Consider the following 17,189-nt stretch of genomic DNA (forward strand, 5'->3'; position numbering starts at 1 on the left):
AGCCCCTCGGAGCCGCGAACCGCTCGACACCGGGTTCCGACTCGCCATAGTCTGGCGACCCGATGTCGGCCCGCGTCTCCGTCCCCCCCATCGAGATCGTCGAGCCGGGGACGGCGCGCGTGTCGAACGCCGCAGCCCCCGGAGGACGATTCTTCGTCCGGGACGTCCTCTCGAGCGCGGATCCCATCCCCGAGGGGATGGCGGCCCGGTGGTTGATCCAGCTCCGCTGGCTCGCGATCCTCGGCATGGGCGCCACCACAGCGACGGGGAGATGGTTCGTCCCCGAGCTCGCCGTCGGCCCGGTGTTCCTGATCCTGGGCGTGCTGGTGATCCTGAACGGCGCCTTCGCGTTCGGGTTCGGCCGCATGTTGCGCCACGAGCGACGCCTCGTCGCCGGTCAGATCGCGTTCGACGTCCTCGCCCTCGGCGCCGTCCTGTGGGTCACGGGTGGCACGGGGAACCCGTTTGCTGCGTTCCTCGTCTTTCAGATCGCGCTCGCGGGTCTGTTGTGCGGCGGCCGCGCGATCCTCGCGATCGCGGGCCTGACCGTGGCCGTGGGCGCGCTCGTCTCGGTCGCCGAGCCGCTGCCGCTCGCCTCGGCGCCGCTCGGCAAGGAGCGCGTCCATCACCTCGGCGCGTTCGTCTCGCTCGCGTCCGTGGCTGGTTTCCTCGGGGTTTTCCTGTTCGTTTACGCGCGCAGGCTGGACGAGCTCCGGCAACGCGCGTTGCGGAACGACAAACTCGCCATGCTCGGCCGCGTGGTCGGCGGCATGTCGCACGAGCTCTCGACGCCGCTCGCCACGATCCTGCTCGCGGGTCGCGAGCTGTCGGAGCTCACGAAAGACGGCCCGCCCGACGCGTCCGATCTCGCGCGGACGATCGCGGGGGAGGCGCAGCGGGCGAGCGACATCATCGGGCTCGTGCGGGGGTACATCCGGCCGGACCAGCGGCGCGAGGAGGTCGAGCTCGGCAAGCTGGTGATGGAGATGGCGGGCAAGGAGCTGCGGCGGCTCGCGTACCGGGGCGAGATCACGATCGACGCGCCGGAGCCGGTGCACGTGACGGTGATGCCGGCCGGTCTCCTGCAGGTGCTGGTCAACGTGCTGACGAACGCGACCGAGGCGATGGTGCGGACGCTGAAGCCGCGCATCCACATCGTGGTGCGGGACGGCGGGGATCACGCCGAGATCATGGTCGACGACAGCGGTCCGGGGTTCGCGCCGGAGATCCTGGCGCGGCTCGGCGAGCCGTTCCAGACGACGAAGGAGCGCGAGGGCGGGATGGGCCTCGGGCTCTACGTGAGCTCGGTGCTGCTCGATCGAATGAACGGCACGCTGAGCGTGGACAACAGGGGCGAGGGCGGGGCAAGGGTGACGATCCGGCTCGCGCGCCGTGTGGCGTCGCGTGATTCGGAGGTGTGAAGATGCCTCGCAAGATCGAGACAGCGCTGCTCATCGACGACGACGACGCATTTCGCACGACGCTCCAGGGCGCGATGCGGCGACGCGGGGTGCAGGCGCGGACGGCGGCGACCGTGGAGGAGGGGCTCGTCGCGCTGGAAGACGCGCCGGTGGATCTCGTGGTCGTCGATTATCGCATGCCGCGCGTCGACGGTCTCTCGGCCCTGCCGCGATTGCGTCGGCTGTGCCCGGAGGCGGCGATCGTGATGCTCACGGGATTCGGGGACATCCCGCTCGCCGTGGCGGCCGTGCGCGAGGGCGCCGACACGCTGCTGACGAAGCCCATCGACGCGGATCGGCTGCTGCGCGAGGCGACGGTTTTGTTCGAGCGCCCGCGCGCGCCGCTCTCGTCGTCGCCGCCGTCGAGCCGGACGACGTACAAGCTCGACGAGCTCGAGCGCGACGCGATCAACGCCGCATTGAAGGATTCTGGCGGGGTGATCGCGGTGGCGGCGAAGCTCCTGGGGATCGATCGCCGCACGTTGCAACGGAAATTGAAGAAATCGTCCTGACGATCAGGCGTGTGCCCGCGCGGCTTTGCCGTTCCTGGCCTTGGCTCTGGCGGCTTTGGTTTCCTCGCGCCCGAGGATCTCCGCCAGAAAGCGCCCCGTGTGGGACTCGGACACGCGCGCCACGGCTTCGGGCGTGCCTTCTGCGATGACGCGGCCGCCGCGCGCGCCGCCTTCGGGGCCGAGATCGAGCACCCAGTCGGCGAATTTGATCACGTCGAGGTTGTGCTCGATCACGACGACCGTGTTTCCTGCGTCGACGAGCCGCGAGAGCACGACCAGGAGGCGCCGGATGTCCTCGAAATGCAGGCCCGTCGTGGGCTCGTCGAGCACGTAGAGCGTGCGACCCGTCTGGGTTTTTCCGAGCTCGCGGCTGAGCTTGACCCTCTGCGCCTCGCCGCCCGAGAGGGTCGTCGCGCGCTGGCCGATTTTCATGTAGCCGAGGCCCACGTCCACGAGCGTCGTCAGGATTCGCTTCAGCGCCACGTGGTGCTCGAACATCGTGAGGCACTCCTCCACGCTCGATTCGAGCACCTCGTTGATGTTTTTCCCTTTGAAACGGACGCCGAGCGTCTGCGCGTTGTACCGCTTGCCGCCGCAGACCTCGCAGGGGACGTAGACGTCGGCGAGGAAATGCATCTCCACCTTCACGACGCCGTCGCCGTGGCAGCTCTCGCAGCGGCCGCCCTTCACGTTGAAGCTGAATCGCCCCGAGTCCCAGCCGCGCGCCCTCGCTTCGGGCAGGAGCGCGAAGACCTCGCGGATGTGGTCGAAGGCCTTCGTGTACGTGCCCGGGTTCGAGCGGGGCGTGCGGCCGATGGGCTGCTGATCGATGGCGATCACCTTGTCGAGCGCGTCGAGGCCCTCGATCGAATCGTGCGCGCCCACGGTGCCCGTCGCGTCGTGCAGGGCGCGGCTCAGCGCTGGCAGGAGGATTCCATTGACGAGCGAGCTCTTCCCCGCGCCCGAGACGCCCGTCACCGCCGAGAACACGCCGAGCGGGATCCGCGCGTCGACGTTCTTCAAATTGTGCTCGCGCGCGCCCTTGATCTCGATCCATCCATTGGGCTTGCGGCGCAGCTCGGGGATCTCGATGCGACGGCGGCCGGAGAGGTAATCGCCCGTCACGTTCCCTCTCGCCTCGCAGAGCTCCTCGGGCGTGCCCGCGAAGAGCACGCGACCGCCCTCGTGGCCTGCGCCGGGGCCGAAGTCCACGACGTGGTCGGCTGCGCGGATCGTCTCCTCGTCGTGCTCCACGACGACCACCGTATTGCCGAGATCACGCAGGCGCCGGAGCGTCGCGATCAGCCGCTCGTTGTCGCGCTGGTGCAGGCCGATGCTCGGCTCGTCGAGCACGTACATCACGCCCGAGAGCTCGCTCCCGAGCTGGCTCGCGAGCCGGATGCGCTGCGCCTCGCCGCCGGAGAGCGTGGTCGCCGAGCGATCGAGCGTCAGGTAATCGAGGCCCACGTTCATCAAGAAGCCGAGCCGCGCTTCGATCTCGCGCTTCACGCCCTCCGTGATCCGGGCCTTGCCGCCGGAGAGGGCGAGTTTGTCCACGAAATGAACGGCGCCGCCCACGGTCATCGAGGTGATGTCGGCGATGTTCTTCTCGGCCACGAAGACCGCGAGCGTCTCGGGGCGCAGGCGCTTCCCCTCGCAGGCGTCGCAGGGCATTTCCCGGAAAAATTTCCGGTAGACGTCGCGCGCCATGTCGCTCGTGGTGTCGCGGAAGCGCCGCTCCAGGTTCGGGATGACGCCTTCGAACTTCATGCCGAAGGTCCCGTGGCTCTCCGAGCCCTCCTTGCCCCATTGCACGGCGATCTTCTTGCCTTCGAGCCCGTAGAGGATGAGCTCGCGCTTCTTCGCCGGGAGTTTTCCGAAGGGGGCGTCGAGGTCCACGCCCGTCGCCTTCGCCACGGCGTCCGCGATGCGGAACGTCCAGCCTTCGCCGCGCGACATCGCCGAGGCCCAGGGCGCGATCGCGCCCTCCCGCAGCGAGAGCGCGGGGTTTGGCACGACGAGGTCCGGATCGGCCTCGAGCCGCGTGCCGAGGCCGCTGCATTTCGGGCACATGCCGAGCGGGCTGTTGAAGGAGAAGCTCTGCGGGCTGAGCTCGGGATAACTCTTGCCGCAGCACGTGCGCGCCTGGCTGAACGGGCGGGGTTTTTCGCCTTCGATTTCGACGATCATCTCGCCCTTGCCCTCGCGCAGCGCGAGCTCGATGCTCTCGGCGATGCGCGGCCGGTCCTCGCCGCGGATCGTGATTCGATCGGCGACGAGCGAGATGTCGTGCCAGAGCTTCTTGTCCAGGCGGGGAAGGGGATCGAGCTTCTCCATTTTGCCGTCCACGATCACCCGGGAGAAGCCACGCGTCGCGAGGTCCTCGAAGACCTCCTTGTGCTCGCCTTTTCGGTGCACGACGAGCGGGGCGAGCAGGGTCGCGCGGCTGCCTTCGGGCAGCTCGAGCAAGGTCTCGACGATCTCGTCGACGCTCTGCGAGGCCACGGGCTTGCCGCAGGTCGTGCAGCGCTGCTCGCCGGCGCGGGCGTACAGGACGCGCAGGTAATCGTATATCTCGGTGATCGTCCCGACGGTCGAGCGCGGATTCGAGGACGCGCTCTTTTGCTCGATGGCGATCGTCGGCGAGAGGCCCGAGACGTGCTCGACCGCGGGGCGATCGAGCTGGCCGAGGAACTGGCGGGCGTAGGCCGAGAGCGTCTCGACGTAGCGGCGCTGGCCTTCGGCGTAGAGCGTGTCGAACGCGAGGCTCGACTTACCCGAGCCGCTCGGTCCCGTGAAGACCACGAGCTTGCGCTTGGGAACCTCGAGCTCGTCGATGCGTAGGTTGTGCTCGCGGGCGCCCTTCACGACGATGAAATCGGGCTCGCGTGCGGCGGGGATCTCGGTCTTCGTCCTGGTCTTGCGCATGGGGCGGTGGTTTGTCCTCGGTGAATCGCGCGCGCCTCGCCCATACCACGTCCGTCCGTCCGTGTCTTCCCCAAACGCCTTGTCCGTTCCCATTCGAATGTGTGCCCGTGTATACCGCGTTACGTGAAACACGGTAGAATGACGCTTTGTTGACCACCCCGGAGACTTTGGGGACCAGGGGGCGCCCTGCGTCTTGACAGGGGATCCGAGGGGTTTGGGGGTGATCATTGGGCGCGCTCGTATGGCTGCTACGTATCCTCGATCTGGTGATCGTCGGGTACGTGACCGTGTTTTTCCTGATCAACCTGCGGTTCGTCCTGGTCAGCTACCGGCGCATCCGCAGGGAGCTCGTGGCCGAGCTCGTCCGGCCCGCGTCGCTCTCCGAGCGCGACGCGTTTTTGCCCGTCGTGTCGCTGCTCGTCCCCGCCTACAACGAGGAGGTCACGATCGTCGAGAGCCTGAAATCGCAGCTCCGTCTGCGGTATCCGGCCTACGAGATCGTGATCTGCAACGACGGATCGAAGGACCGGACGGTCGAGGTGTTGCTCTCGGCGTTCCCGTTCGTCCCCGCCGTGCTGGAGCGCGCGAGCGGGCTCGATACGGCCGCGGTGCGCGGGATGTGGGAATGCCGGACGGGGCTGCCCGACAACGTCAAGCGCATGGTCTTGATCGACAAGGAGAACGGCGGCAAGGCGGACGCGCTGAACGCGAGCACGAGCGTCGCCGTGGGCGAATTCGTGACGAGCATGGACGCCGATAGCCTGCTCGTCCCGGACGCGCTGCTGCTCGCCGTCCGCAAGGTGATGGAGTCGCCGGACGATACGGTGGCGGTGGGGGTGCAGGTGGGGCTCTCGAATGGATCGATCATCCGCGAGGGCGAGGTGAAGGAGCTCGCGCTGCCCGGGAGCCTCATCGGAAAGCTGCAGATCGTGGAATACATGCGGTCCTTCGCGAAGGGGCGGACGGCCCTGTCCGAGGACAACGCGGTCCTGATCTTGTCCGGCGTCTTCGCCTTGATCCGCCGCGACGTGCTCTTCGAGGTCGGGGGCTTTCTCACGCGCCACGTCCGCTCCAGGATCTGCATCGAATACTGTTCGGAAGGGGCGCACACCGTCTGCGAGGACATGGAGATCGTGGTGCGCCTCCACCGCTATCTGCTCGACAAGGGCAGGCCGGGTCGCATCGTCTGTTTGCCCTTCGCGGTCACGTGGACGGAGGCGCCCGAGAATTATCGGGACCTGGGAAAGCAACGAGCAAGGTGGTACCGAGGGCTCTGGGAGGTCATGAGTTATCACCGGGCGATGCTGCTGCGGCCTCGGTTCCGGCAGATCGGCCTCTTCGCGATGCCGTATCAGCTCGTGTTCGAGGCCCTCGCGCCGCCGATCGAGTGCATCGGGTATCTCTTGCTCGTGCTGACGGTCCTCTTCGGAGCGCTCTCCGGGAAGGCATTGCTCGCGTTCCTGGGGCTCGCGATGGCCATGAATTTTTGTCTGTCGACGCTCTCGATCGTGCTCTGCACGTTCTCGGCGCGGCCCGGGCGGGGGCTCCCCGGCGCCGCGTCGCTCGTGCCGTACCCGCGGGCCCGGGACGCGGTGGAGCTCGTCCTCGTGGGGTTCTTGTCGAACCTCGGGTATCGACAGTACCTCGTTTTCTGGCAGCTCCGGGGGCTCTACGATTTCTTGAAGGGGAAGAAGGGCTGGGACAAGTTCGGGCGCAAAGGGTTTGCACAGGCGGCCACCGCTGCGCGGGCCTGACGGACGTTTTCGCAGGGGATCGGGGGAAGACGGTGAGTGTCCTTGTCTTGGTCCTGTACGTGGGGCTCGGGATCACGATCCTCGCGCTCGTGCCAGGCATTTCGGTGATCGGGCGCGAGGTCTGGCGGAGGCGGCGCGAGCGGCGCGCGGTCGAGCGGCTCGCGGCCGCGCGGAAGGTGCTCGAGAGGCTCCGCGTCGAGCCGGCCGCGCGCGTGGCGCGATCGCTCGCGCAGAGCTTCGATCGAGGCACGATCCAGGCGGCCCTCTCGCAGGCGCTCGACGAGGAGGCGCGCTGCGCCGCGGTATGCGAGGAGCTCGGCCTGCGCGCGGCCTGGGAGCGGACGCTGCGCGCATCGAAATCGTGGAACGAGCGGGCGCACGCGGCGCGGATGCTCGGCAAGCTCGGCGCCGCGTCGGCGAGCCCCGCGCTCGCCTCGGCCCTGACGGACCCCCACGAGGACACGACGGTGCGGCTCGCGGCGGCCGAGGCCATTGGATCGATCCCGGACATCGCGGTGATCCCGCACCTGTGCGAGGCGCTCGCGTCGCAAGGCGAGGGGAGCGCGAAGGTCGTGGCCGAGGCGCTCCTTTCATTCGGAGCGGAGGCGGTCCGGCCGCTCGTGAGAATGCTCGACGACGAGCGCGCGCAGGCGCGGACCTGGTCCGCGCGGGTGCTCGGTCGAATCGGCGATCCGGGGGCGACCTTGCCGCTCGTGGCGCAGCTCGGCGACGGCAATGCGGCGGCGAGGACGGCCGCGGCGGAGGCGCTCGGGCATATCGGCGATCCGCGGGCCACGCGGCCGCTCGTGACGGCCGTCCTGGGAGATCCCTCGGGCGCCGTGCGCGCGCGGGCCGCGGCGGCGCTCGCGCGGGTCGGCGACGAGGAGGTCGTGGCGACGCTCGTGGCCGCGCTCGGGGACCCGGACTCCGAGGTCCGATCGCGGGCCGTCGACGCGCTCGCGGCCCTCGCGCCGGAGGATCGATCGGCGATCGAGCGGGCGCTCTTCGATCCTTGTGACGACGTGCGGAGGAGCGCGGCGCTCGCGATGGATCGGCTTGGAATGGTGTCGGCCTGGGCCGCGGCGCTGGGAGAGGCCTCGGCCGAGGGGCGCGCGGCGGCGCGCGCGGCGCTCGTGGCGGTGGGCCGCGCAGGTTTGTCCGAGGCGATCATTGCGGCGGCGCGGCACGAGGCGGCGGGGGTGCGCGCGGGGGTGCTCCGGATCCTCGGGGAGCTGGGTCTGTCGCGGCACGTGGTGGTGCTCGGGCGGGGGCTCGACGACGCGGCCGCGGAGGCGCGGCAGAGCGCGGCGATCGCGCTCGGTCGGATCGGGGGCGAGGCGGTCGAGGTGCTGCTCGGCCGCGACAAACCCGAGGGCGTCGCGCAGGCGGCGTGGATCGTGGCGCGGGCGCTCGCGGGCGTGGAGACGTGGATCGCCGAGGCGCGGGTCTGTCTTTCGGAGCCGGCCTTCGCGGCGGAGGCGCGGGCCCTCTGCGACGAGGAGGGCGAGGGGATCTTTCGGGCCTTCGAGGCGAAGGTGGGCTCGGCGCGCCCCTCCGAGAGCGGCCGCAGGGGGGTGACCTTGTCGCGGTTCGCCATTGCAGCGAGGCGCGCGGCGCGGCTCGAGGATCGGGTGCGGGCCATCCTGGAGCTCTCGGAGCGGCGCGGGCCCGAGGCGACGGCGGCGCTCGCGGAGGTCGTGATGAGCGACCCGTCCGCGGAGGCGCGCGCGCTCGCGGCGCGGAGCCTGGCGCAGGCGGAGGAGCGGTGGCTCGCGGTGCCCGCGCTCGTGCGGGCGCTCTCGGATCCGTCGCCGGAGGTGGTGCTCGAGGCGTCGCGGGCGCTCGGCCGAGGGCCCGCGAGCGAGGACCGGCGGGGGCCTCGATCCTCGGAGGCGCCCGTGCCGTCGGAGCGGAATGGTGCGTCGCGACGAACCACCGGAAAAGTGCTCCGGGAGGAGGCGGGCGAGAGCGCGGCCTGAAGGTGTGGCCTCTCCGATCAGAACGCCGCCTGCGCCTGCACCATCACGAAGGGCTCCCAGGCGCGCGCCTCGTGCCTGCGCGCGAGCCCGACGTTGGCGACGATCTTCAGATCGTGCTCCGCGGCGTAATAGGCCGCGTCGAGCTCCAGCTCGGTGCGGGTGAGCTCCGGGGCATCAGCTCCCACGATCCGCGTCACCCGCGCGCCGAATCCGCTGCGCAGCGAGGGGATGTATCGATCGGCGCGGGCATACAAGCCCGCCACCGTGCGGCTGCCGGTCGTCGTCCGCTGCGATTGCCCCATGAGCTCCAGGGTCACGTCGAGCCCGTGGCCGCGGTATGCCATCTCGAATCCGCCGGCCGTGGCCCGCGCAGGATCGAGCGTCGTGTACCCCGAGAGCCCGACGACGACCGTCCGCGGGCTGTCCAGGAAGTCCACCTCTCCCTCGATGCTCCGGCCCATCAAATTCCACGCGGCTCGCCCCGCCACGACCGGGGACTCGACGGCGGCGCCCGCCTCGCTGATGCGACCGACGCCGTTGAAGACGCCGACGGCGTAGTCCACGTGCGCGGCGAAGAGCTCCCCGCTCGCGAGGACCCCATAAGAGCGCCCCGGCGCGAGGGTCTGCGTGAGGCTCGTACGCTCCACGGACGCGATCATCCTGGCCGTCTCCACCCACTCGCGGAATACGGGGATCTTGAAGCGCCCGGCGCGGAACCCGATTGCGTCCGTCGCGCGGAAGTCCACGTACGCGTCGTAAAGCTCCGGGTGGATGGACGAGGCCGGTGTGCCCAGCATGAGGCGGTAGCGGACGTTCGGCGAATGGACGTGCCCGAAGGCATAGAGGCGCGTTCGTGGCGTGTCGAAGCTCGACGATTCGAGCTCGAAGTCACGCGCCACGAGCGTGTAACGCCCCTGCAGAAAGCCGCCCAGCGCCACGGAGTACCGCCCGTCCTTCGACCGGGCCTCGATCCGCGGCCGCACCGATTGCTCCTTCATCATGGGCGGCTCGGCCATCGCCGGCGTGGTCGTGGCGAGGAGCGAGACCGAGAAGCTGAACGCAAGCGCGCCGCGCAGCGACGAGAAACGCATGCGGCGCCGTCACAGCAAGGACGGCGCCACCCCGCGTCGCCGGGCGCCCGCGCCTCGTCCGCCGCCGAGTTTCGGCCCGAAATCGCTCTTCGACGCGATCACGATGAAACGTCGTGAAACATCTGCAACGAAGCTTGAAACGCCTCGTCGTGGCGCTCCGTGGGAGCACCGTCGTGCAGGACACAAGCACGAAGGTTCTGTCCGCCAAACCCGACGAGAGGCGCGCGCGGCCGGGTCGTCCATGCCATCCGAGAGCTCCTGGCTACGGCGTTTCCCTCCCCAATCGGGATCATTCCATCTTTACCGATCACGTTTTGTGAGCAATCTTACGCGCAGGAGCTTCTTCCTGTTCTTGGCGACGTGGATCTAGCCGTCGCTACTGCCCTGGAGGTTTCATGCAATCTTTGCACCGTGCGGCCACGCGCTTCTCGCGATGGCAATGCTTGGCTCTGTTTGGCGCCGCGCTCGGCGCGACCGTCTCTTCGAGCGCCGAGGTGTCCGCCGCGTCATCGTATACCCTCTTCGAGAGCGGCCAGGTCCGTCCGCTGGCGATGACGCCGAGCGGAAACCTGCTCCTCGCGCTCAATACACCCGACAATCGCCTGGAGATATTCCGGCTCACGTACAGCGGCGTCCTCGAGCATACGGACTCCGTGCCCGTCGGCCTCGAGCCCGTCGCGGTCGCGGCGCGCAGCAACAGCGAAATATGGGTCGTCAACCACCTGTCCGACAGCGTGAGTGTCGTCCACGTGAGCGGGTCCGGGAAGGGCCAGCTCGTGCGAACATTGCACGTCGGCGACGAGCCGCGCGACATCGTCTTCGCGGGGCCGCAGAGGAGCCGCGCGTTCATCACCGCGGCCCACCGCGGGCAAAACGCGCCCTTCGACCCGGAGCTCACGACGCCCGGCGTGGGCCGCGCGGACGTCTGGGTCTTCGACGCGAAGAACCTCGGCACGGCGATGGGCGGCACGCCGATCCAGATCCTGAACCTCTTCGGCGATACGCCGCGCGCGCTCGCGGTCACGCCCGACGGCTCGCGTGTGTATGCGGCCGTGTTCAATTCGGGCAACAAGACGACGATCGTCGATGAGACGCTCGTGCCCGACGGCGGCGAGGACGTGGGCGGCGTGCCCGGGCCGAACACCAATTTCGAGGGGATCCCCGCGCCCGAGGTCGGCGTCCTCGTGAAGCACGACGGCACGGCCTGGCGGGACGTCCTCGGCCGTCCCTGGGACGACGCGGTGAATTTCTCGCTGCCCGACAAGGACGTCTTCGTCATCGACGCCCACGCGAACCCGCCGGCGCAGCTCGCGGGCTCCGCGGGGTTTTACTCCGGCGTGGGGACCACGCTCTTCAACATGGCCGTGAACCCCGCCAATGGGAAGGTCTACGTCAGCAACACCGAGGCCCGCAACGACCTGCGATTCGAGGGCTTCGGCGATTTCGCCGGCGAGACGCTCCAGGGTCACCTGCACGAGAGCCGCATCACGGTGCTCGGCCCCGGCGGCGCTGTCCCGCGGCACCTCAACAAGCACATCGATTACAGCCTCCTGCCCGCGCCGCCGACCGTGAACGCGAGGAGCCTCGCGCAGCCGCTCGGCATGGCCGTCTCGAGCTCCGGCTCCACGCTGTACGTGGCCGCGTTCGGCTCCTCGAAGATCGGCGTATTCAACACGGCCGCGCTGGAGAACAACACGTTCGTCCCCAGCGCGGCGACCCACATCTCGCTGAGCGGCGGCGGACCGACGGGCATCGTCCTCGACGAGGGCCGGGCGCGTATGTACGTCCTTACGCGCTTCGACAATGCCATCTCCGTCGTGAGCCTGTCGTCGTACCAGGAGATGGCCCACGTCAGGATGTACAACCCCGAGCCGGAGAGCGTCGTGCGAGGGCGGCCTCTCCTTTACGACGCGCGGCTGTCCTCCAGCAATGGCGAGGCGGCCTGCGGGAGCTGTCACGTCTTCGGCGAAATGGACCACCTCGCCTGGGATCTCGGCAATCCCGACGGGTCGATGCTCGACAATCCCGGTCCGTTCAAGGGGCCCCTGTTCGTCAACCCCGATTTCCACCCGATGAAGGGCCCGATGATGACCCAGAGCCTGCGTGGAATGGCGAACCACGGCCCGATGCACTGGCGCGCCGACCGCACGGGTGGCAGCGACGAGCCGAGCTCGCAGCCCGATAACGGGGCCTTCGACGAGGAGGCCGCGTTCAAGGCCTTCAACCCCGCATTCGTGGGCCTGCTCGGCCGGACGGCGGAGCTCAGCGACGAGGAGATGCAGGCCTTCACGGACTTCATCCTCCAGATCGCCTATCCGCCGAACCCGATCCGGAACCTCGACAATTCGCTCACGCCCTCACAGCAGGCGGGCAAAGACTTCTTCGAGCACGGGTCGCTCCTCCCGAACGGGATCACGTGTCGGTTCTGTCATGCGACCGAGGAGAATGCCAATGCGAACGATCCATTCCCGGGGTTCTTCGGGGGCGACGGATCCTCGAGCTTCGGCTTCGCGCCGCAGATCATGAAGAACGTGCACCTGCGCAGCTTGTACCAGAAGATCGGCATGTTCGGCACCGCCGCCAGCTTCGGCGCCGAGCCGCCCGATCCCTTCATGGGGGATCAGATCCGCGGCTTCGGCATCAATCACGACGGGAGCTTCCCGACCTTGTTCCTGCGCAGCTCCATCTTCGACACGGGCACCCAGGTGCTCCCCGGCAAGCTGCCCGAGGTGGTCAAGGTCAATCCCGGCATCCCCGTCACGCCGGCGGGAGACCAGATCAAGCGCAACCTGGAGGCGTATCAGCTCGTCTTCGAATCGAACCTCGCGCCCATCGTCGGGCAACAGGTGACGCTCACCGGGGTGAACGAGGCGGCGGCCGGGGCGCGTATCGACCTTTTGCTGGAGCGCGCGAATGCCCTCGAATGTGATCTCGTGGCCAAGGGGGCGTCCGGCTCCGCGGGCGCCGACGTCGGGTATCTCTACATCCCGGAGATCGAGCAGTTCGTCGTCGATCAGCAGTCCATCCCGCCGCTCTCGGACGCGCTTTTGCGCTCGATCTTCCTCGGGAGCGGCAAGGCGCTCACCTATACCTGCGTGCCGCCGGGCTCCGGGGTGCGTATCGGTATCGATCGGGACCTCGACGGATACCTCGACGGCGACGAGCTCGCCGCGGGCAGCAATCCCGCGAATTCCCTGAGCACGCCCTGACCGGCCCCTTCACCAGCGTACGAGCGCGCCGATCTCGAAGGTATGGAGCGCGGCGCGCTCGGCGCCGGGGGGGCCGCGGAAGGTGAGGTTGTAGAGCGGCATCACGCGCAAAAAGTCATACGGCCAGAGATCCGCGCCGACATACACGGCGTCCGTGACGAGGTCGAGGATCTGGAACGCCGCAGGGAACCGCTCGGCCTCGGCGCCATGCGCATACCCGGCCCGGAGCGCGAGCCAGGGCAGGAGCGCGCGGCCCGCCGAGATCAAAAAGGCATGCGTGAATCGACCTTCACTCGCCCCCGCAGGATCCGTGACGCTCACGTGCGTGAGCCAGTAGGTCGCGTCGAGCCGCAGCTCGTCGCCGATCACGACGCCGAGCGTCGGGCTCGCGCCGTGGGTCTCGATGCCACCCGTGTACCTCCGGTACGTGTACGAGAGGCCGCTCGTGAGCCACGGGCGAACGGGCGCGGTCCCGTGCACGCGGAGCCTCAGCGTCGGGACGCTCCGGGCCGGCGCGCCGAACGCCGCCTCGCCGCCGAGCGAGAAGCCATGGCCAAAGAGCCAGGTGGCCTGGCCGCCCCAGGTCGCGCCATAGGCCCACCCGCCCGAAGCCGTGGACGGACGGCCGCCGTGCTCGGTCACGACGCCGAGCACGAGCCTGCGCCACGCCTGCGAGACCTCGACCTCGACCTGCCCGAGGGTCGGCATCGGCCGCGGAAAGACGAGCACCCGCGTGGTGATCCGCGCATAACCCGTGGAGAACCGCCGCGCGAGCGCCCGGAGCTCGCTGTTGCCTCCGGACGTCTCGTAGGCCCGCTCCGCCAGCCGATGCGCCGCCGTGAGGTCGCCCCGCGCGTGCTCGAGCTTCGCGCGGCACGCGAGCACGGTCGGTGATTGCTTCTGCGGCGCCGCGTCGAGGACGGCCTCGGCCTCGTCCCAGAGGCCCTGCCAGGTGAGCACGTGGAAGAGCCCGGCGCGCACGTCGTCGTCGTCCGGGTGGCGGGAGAGCACGTCGCGGTAGGTGGCCGTCGCCCGCGTGTAGTGCCCGTCCCAGGCGTCGAGCCGCGCGAGCCCGGTGCGCGCCTCGTCGTCCCGCGGATCCCGCGCGAGGAGCGCCTCGTAGCGCCGCCGCGCCCCGGCTCGGTCGCCCCGGTGCGCCGCCGTCCTCGCCTCGTCGAGCAACGTCCCGCGGTCCTCGGAGAGCACCTCGCCGGCGCTCCGAGGAGGCGCCGACGTGCAGGACACAAGCGGCAGGGAGAGGGACGCTGCCACCCACCCCGCGAGCGCGCGGCGGCCCAGGCTTTTGGCCTGTGCACGGTGGCTGCGCACGGGGCCGAGCGTCGCACACGCACGCGCGGCGTGCACGCGCGACGTCGCGCCCCGGCGCGGCGTGTCCTGGATGGATCCGTCAGTGGAAGCGGTAGCCGACGCCGATGGGCAGGGCGATCGCGTAGCCGTTCCAGGTCTTCAGGAACGTGGGCCAGGCGCTCGCGACGAGTGAGCCGGTGGTGATGCTCTTGCCCTTGCCGAACTCGGCGAGCGCGAACGAGACCTCGGCCGAGGCGCCGAAGGAGAAGCCGAAGCCGGTCTCGTTTTCTGCGGGGATCGTGCGGTTGAGCTGCAGCTCCACCTCGTCGCCGCCGTTGAGATCGACCCACTCGCTCGGGACCTCGCCGCGCGCGCCGTTGATGGTCGCGTTTTGCCCGCCGAACCCGACGACGAGGGTGCCGCCGACCCAGAGTCGATCGTTCACGCGCACGGAGAGCGCGGGGCCGACGAGCAGCGAGTAGCCACCCGTGACGAGGTAGCTGCCGAAGAAGCGGCCGCCGAGGTGCATCTTCTCGGTGAGCGCGTACCCGACGAACACCTGACCGCCGACGGGCACGCCGATGGCGGGATCCACCGTCGCGTAACATGCGCTCGCGTCGCACGCCTTGTACTCGGCAGCCTCGCCTCCGAGCGGGTAGGTGATGCGGTACTCGTAGGTGAGGGACGACAGCGCATCGACGGTGCCACCGCCGAAGAAGAGCTGCCCGCCGCCGAAGGCGCCGACGTCGACGACGAGGCGCTTCGCGCGGTGGATCGGGCCCTTGCCGTCGTCCGGCTCCTCGGGTTTGTCCTTGGGCTTCGTGTCGCCCGCGGCGCCGCCGCCACCGTCCGTGTTCACGTTCGTCGTCCCGCCCGCTTGACCGGCCGCGGCGCCGTCCTGCCCGGCGGGTTTGTCCGGGGCCTTGTCGGGCGTGGCCGCGGCGGCGCTGCCGTCCTCGGCGAGGGCGGGGACGACGACGGTCTTGCGCTCGGCTTTGCCCAGGTTGAGCGTGGTCTCAAAGGGCTTGCGGCCGGGCGCGGAGGCCACGATCTTGTGCTCGCCGGGATCGATGGGTCGGCCTTTGCCGAGCGCGCCGACGTCGATCTTCTGTCCGTCGATCGCGATCTCGATGCCGGGCGTGTTCGCCGCGACGGTGACGGTCACGCGTGGCAGCTTCGGCTCGAGCGCCTTGCTGTTCGCGCGCGCGCGCGTCTCGATGTCCGCGCGTCCGGCCTTGCGGGCGTCCGTCTCGGCGTCGAGCATCTCGCCCCAGGCGGTCGCGAGTTTGCCCTGCTTCTCGTGGCAGAGCGCGAGATCGAGCAGCGTCGCGGGCGACGGCGCGAGCTTGTACGACTCGGCGATCTTGGGGCATGCCTCGTCGTACTTCTTCTCGGTGACGAGCTTCTTGCCCTCTTTGAGCAGCGCCTCGGCGTCGGCCGCGCCGGCGCTCGCGAGGGGCGCGAGGCACGCCGTCGAGAGGGCCGAAAGGAAGAGGAAGAGGCGCGCGCGCCGCGAAGCGCGGGGGACGTGCACATGGTTCGGCTTGTCTGTCTGGGTCATCGCGTGGTCCAAGGCAGGAGCCCGGAAAAGGAAAGCTACGAGCGAGGCAGGCTGGAAATCAATTTTTTCCTTCGTCCACGACGATCCGGGCCTCGCTCGAGACGCGTGGACGCTCGGAAGGTGGGCTGGGTGAGGTTCAGCGGGAAATGAGGCCTCGCCACCAGGCGGTGGGCGCCTTGTCTTCCGGGGTGTTCGCCGGGTCGGGGCCCTCGAGCTCGTCGCTGAGGCCGGAGAACGTCTCGCCTTCGAGATCCGAGCCGAGCGAGGACGGGGAGGCCACCGGGTTCGCGCCCGTGAGCTTGAAGAGGTCGGGCTGCAGGCTGTTCGGAGCGGCGTTGTCCTGCTGGGTGAGGGACTTGAACTCGAGCAGCATCAGGTCGAGCATCTCGCCGATCATCGCGAGCCCGTCCTTCCGGACGGCGGGCGCGCCCGCGGCGCCGAGGACGAGATCGGCGACCTCGTACTCGCTGACGGGCCTGCCGAAGCGATAGAGGAACCGCGTCAGATCGCGGCCGAAATCACGCGCGGTCTGGTAACGGACGTCCCGATCGCGGGCGAGGGCCGTGCGGAGGATCTCCTCGAGCTCCCCGGGGACGTCGGCGTTGATGGGCTTGAGCGACGGGATGTTCGCGTCGCGCACGAGCTTGACGGTGCCGAGGTCGGTCTCGCCGAGGAAGAGGCGCCTCCCCGCGAGCATCTCCCAGAGGATGATGCCGGCGGCGAAGACGTCGACGCGTTTGTCGACGCCGAGCTCCATCACGGTCTCGGGCGCGAGGTACCCGAACTTGCCCTTGATCATGCCCGCGTCGCTGTTGGCGAGCTGGCTCGACGCCTTCGCGAGGCCGAAGTCCACGATCTTGCACTCACCGTGGCGCGTGATGAGCACGTTGGCCGGCGTGACGTCGCGGTGGACGATGTTGAGGTGCTCGCCGTCGGGCGTGTGGAGATCATGGGCGTAGGCGAGGCCCTGGCAGATCTTCGCGGCGATGAAGCACGCGCTCTCGACCGGCATCGGCTTGCCGACCTTCTTCTGGTACTCGATCACCTGCTTCAAGTCGGCGCCGTCGACGTACTCCATGACGATGAAGTACGTGTTGTCACCGACGCCGATGTCGAAGACGCTCACGACGTTGGAGTGCGCGAGGCGGCCGGAGAGGCGGGCCTCGTCGAGGAACATGTCGATGAACTGCTCGTTCTTGCTGAGGTGCGGCAGGACGCGCTTGATCGCGACCTGCTTGCGGAAGCCCTCGATCCCTGCGCTCTCCGCGACGAACACCTCGGCCATACCGCCCGAGGCGAGCCGCTTGATGACCCGGTAACGCTGGTTCTCCGACATCGATGGTTCCTCGTGACCCCCGCGCCTCCGAGAGTGTAACCGCTCGTCACG

The 17,189-nt window shown here is 69.2% G+C and carries 10 protein-coding genes; 5 read left to right on the forward strand and 5 right to left on the reverse strand.

The features are described from left to right. The first annotated feature begins 62 nt into the window (after positions 1-62). Positions 63-1,421: an ATP-binding protein gene (locus GF068_RS26875; protein WP_153822333.1), complete on the forward strand. Its 1,359-nt coding sequence runs from the start codon at positions 63-65 to the stop codon at positions 1,419-1,421. 2 nt (positions 1,422-1,423) lie between these two features. Then, the gene (locus GF068_RS26880) at positions 1,424-1,972 is read left to right on the forward strand and encodes a response regulator transcription factor (protein ID WP_153822334.1); all 549 of its coding nucleotides are present in this window, start codon (positions 1,424-1,426) and stop codon (positions 1,970-1,972) included. A gap of 3 nt (positions 1,973-1,975) precedes the next feature. On the opposite strand, the gene uvrA is transcribed toward GF068_RS26880, so the two are convergent. After that, on the reverse strand, positions 1,976-4,900 hold the full coding sequence (gene uvrA, locus GF068_RS26885) for an excinuclease ABC subunit UvrA (protein WP_153822335.1): 2,925 nt from the start codon (positions 4,898-4,900) through the stop codon (positions 1,976-1,978). Positions 4,901-5,166: 266 nt separating this feature from the next. Here uvrA and GF068_RS26890 point away from each other — a divergent pair, with 266 nt between their 5' ends. Together GF068_RS26890 and GF068_RS26895 are read left to right on the forward strand one after the other, a co-directional pair. Next, on the forward strand, positions 5,167-6,654 hold the full coding sequence (locus GF068_RS26890; protein WP_170319700.1) for a glycosyltransferase: 1,488 nt from the start codon (positions 5,167-5,169) through the stop codon (positions 6,652-6,654). A gap of 32 nt (positions 6,655-6,686) precedes the next feature. Continuing rightward, positions 6,687-8,633, forward strand: coding sequence for a HEAT repeat domain-containing protein (locus GF068_RS26895; RefSeq protein ID WP_153822337.1), 1,947 nt, complete (start codon positions 6,687-6,689; stop codon positions 8,631-8,633). Positions 8,634-8,650: 17 nt separating this feature from the next. Here the strand turns inward: GF068_RS26895 and GF068_RS26900 are convergent, their stop codons facing one another. Then, positions 8,651-9,724, reverse strand: coding sequence for a hypothetical protein (locus tag GF068_RS26900; protein ID WP_153822338.1), 1,074 nt, complete (start codon positions 9,722-9,724; stop codon positions 8,651-8,653). 395 nt (positions 9,725-10,119) lie between these two features. Here GF068_RS26900 and GF068_RS26905 point away from each other — a divergent pair, with 395 nt between their 5' ends. Then, on the forward strand, positions 10,120-12,933 hold the full coding sequence (locus GF068_RS26905) for a hypothetical protein (protein WP_240807466.1): 2,814 nt from the start codon (positions 10,120-10,122) through the stop codon (positions 12,931-12,933). A 9-nt stretch (positions 12,934-12,942) separates the two neighbouring features. On the opposite strand, the gene GF068_RS26910 is transcribed toward GF068_RS26905, so the two are convergent. The 3 genes from GF068_RS26910 to GF068_RS26920 all read right to left on the reverse strand — a co-directional run bounded on the left by GF068_RS26910 (position 12,943) and on the right by GF068_RS26920 (position 17,138). Further along, positions 12,943-14,262, reverse strand: coding sequence for a tetratricopeptide repeat protein (locus tag GF068_RS26910; RefSeq protein WP_153822339.1), 1,320 nt, complete (start codon positions 14,260-14,262; stop codon positions 12,943-12,945). 79 nt (positions 14,263-14,341) lie between these two features. Continuing rightward, complete coding sequence (locus GF068_RS26915) at positions 14,342-15,802, reverse strand: hypothetical protein (RefSeq protein WP_153822340.1); 1,461 nt, start codon at positions 15,800-15,802, stop codon at positions 14,342-14,344. A gap of 136 nt (positions 15,803-15,938) precedes the next feature. Next, positions 15,939-17,138 carry a serine/threonine protein kinase gene (locus GF068_RS26920; RefSeq protein ID WP_170319701.1) on the reverse strand — a complete coding sequence of 400 codons (1,200 nt, stop codon included), beginning with the start codon at positions 17,136-17,138 and terminating at the stop codon, positions 15,939-15,941. Positions 17,139-17,189 lie beyond the last annotated feature (51 nt).

Origin of the sequence: Polyangium spumosum (assembly GCF_009649845.1) — a bacterium.
Taxonomy (GTDB): Bacteria; Myxococcota_A; Polyangia; order Polyangiales; family Polyangiaceae; genus Polyangium; species Polyangium spumosum.